3 protein-coding genes are annotated in these 2,215 nt (G+C 37.8%); 2 read left to right on the plus strand and 1 reads right to left on the minus strand.

What is annotated here, in order from left to right:
- Positions 1–85 precede the first annotated feature (85 nt).
- Together P9B04_RS22250 and P9B04_RS22255 are read left to right on the plus strand one after the other, a co-directional pair.
- Complete coding sequence (locus P9B04_RS22250; RefSeq protein WP_342057147.1) at positions 86–502, plus strand: XisH family protein; 417 nt, start codon at positions 86–88, stop codon at positions 500–502.
- Positions 490–822: a XisI protein gene (locus P9B04_RS22255; protein WP_342057148.1), complete on the plus strand. Its 333-nt coding sequence runs from the start codon at positions 490–492 to the stop codon at positions 820–822. The genes P9B04_RS22250 and P9B04_RS22255 overlap by 13 nt, the downstream gene beginning before the upstream one ends.
- Here P9B04_RS22255 and P9B04_RS22260 read toward each other — a convergent pair.
- Positions 819–2,215 (minus strand): protelomerase family protein (locus tag P9B04_RS22260; RefSeq protein ID WP_342057149.1); only part of this gene is annotated, 1,397 nt, incomplete at its 5' end. The genes P9B04_RS22255 and P9B04_RS22260 overlap by 4 nt on opposite strands.

Below are 2,215 nucleotides of genomic sequence, written 5' to 3' on the forward strand. Positions count from 1 at the left end.
CAATATACTGGTTTTACTGCTATTTAAGTAAGAGAAAAAATCAACATAATTTCTGTAATAAATATCCCTTATTTACGCAAAACTTATGGCTGCTAAAGATGCTACTCACTCTATTGTCAAACACGCCCTTGAAAAAGATGACTGGATAATCACTCATGATCCATATTACCTCAAAGTAGGGGGAGTTGAATTTTATATTGATTTAGGAGCCGAAACCATCATTGCTGCTCAACGCCACGATTCTTATATTGCTGTTGAAATCAAGAGTTTTTTAGGAGCTTCTTCTGTTTCTGAATTTCACACTGCTTTAGGACAATTTATTAATTATCGCTTTGCATTAGAAGAAAAAGACCCAGAGCGGGTGCTTTATTTGGCCGTTCCTAGTAATATTTATAATGAGTTTTTTTCTCTCAAATTTATTCAAAAAGTCGTTCGACAGTCTGACCTTAAATTGATTATTTATCAAGAACAAAAGGAGATTATTACTCAATGGATAAACTAAATCATTATCGCCAAATTATTCAAAAATTTCTCTGTGATTATAGTAGGAGACGTAGTAATGATCACATTGACTCTCAAACTATTTTTGATGAAACACGAGATCATTATCAAGTTGTTAACGTGGGTTGGGATTCGGATCAACGAGTCTATGGCTGTGTTATTCATCTCGACATTAAAAATAACAAAATCTGGCTTCAATATAATGGCACTGAGATTGATATCGCTCAAAAATTAGTAGATTTAGGAGTCCCTAAAAACGATATTGTCCTCGGTTTTCAAGCTCCATACCGACGACAATATACTGATTATGCTATCAGCTAATCCATCGGCATTTCTGGAACTTCTACCATTTCACTAATATCCACACTTTTCCTATTAGCCCCTTCGGTTAATTCGTAAGTTTGGTTATGGGAATTTATTTCATCAAAATGGGCTTCACACCAAGGGGTTATGGTTGAGAATCTTCCCCCTACTAATTTATGGATACTTGTGGGGTTTATGTACCAACGCTGAGATCGCTCAACTGCCACATTTGAATTATGATATTTTATGGCTAGGAATGCCCGCCTTACTTTTTCGGCGGCCGCTTCAGGGTGACGAGTTCTTTTTAACTTTGACAATGGCATTGAACCAAAATCTGTCCCTTCATGCCGGTTGCGTATTCCTTCCCGAAACTTAATCTCTTGCTTTAGCAACTCACACACCATGGCCTTCAAATCGGTTTGACCGGTTTGTTTCATTACAGCTTCTAACCGCCTCACCCATTCTGGGGACAATCCTAATACTTCAGGGGTGATGTCTAATGGGACAGCTTCAGGGGTCGTTGGTTGAGATTTATCTTTGAGAAACCTCATTAATGCTGGAGAATTATTAATTATCTCATTGGTATTTTCTTCTTTAACTGGTGACTGCCCGTCTGTTTTTTCTAATTTATCAGCAATCCCGTCAATGATTTTAACGCCTGGTTGTCCTAGTTTAATGCCTTGTCTTTGACCTCTTGCTCTAACGATCGCACCATTTCCTATTTGGTAATCTAGATAGTGCATAGCTGCATCTGCTTTTCCTGGTGTGGGGTCATGTCCATTAATAACTTTGATGAAGGCAAAATCTTTGACTTGGGGTGGACAATAATAGAATACTGCGATGGCATCATAAACGGCTCTTAACCTTTGAGGATTAACGGTTGTTTCCTCGTTTAAACGGGACAATGTGGGGACAATTTCCCTAAAATTCACTTCTACTTGCAATCTCAGATTATTTTTATAAACTTCTAGTTCTAAATCGTTTTTTTCATCTGCTTCAAAGATATTTCTGAGGATATTATATCCTTTTAGTACCGTATCCGCTTCAATGAGAGTGGGCATCTCATAAGCCCTGTTTTTGCCCCTGGTTTTAGCTTGTCCTTGACTTAAAATCACAGTATAAGGGGATGAGGGTTCTAATACAGCATCTCTAAGGATTTCTCCTGGTCTTAACCCCACTAATAAGGCTAAAGCTACTCCTATGTCGGCATAACTAGCAAATCCTTTATTTTCATAGGAGGCGATCGCACTTTCTAATAATTCTCTTCCCCGATTAACAATTAACTCTGGTTCTTCTAGAGTAACTACATTATGTTGTTTCCAATCTAATGCTTCTCGCTGCAGGCCTAAGTTCATAGCCTTAATATCATTAGGGGTATCTATCAAGGTACAGGCAAAATGTTCTCTTATTC

Origin of the sequence: Crocosphaera sp. Alani8 (assembly GCF_038442745.1) — a bacterium.
Classification (GTDB): Bacteria; Cyanobacteriota; Cyanobacteriia; order Cyanobacteriales; family Microcystaceae; genus Crocosphaera.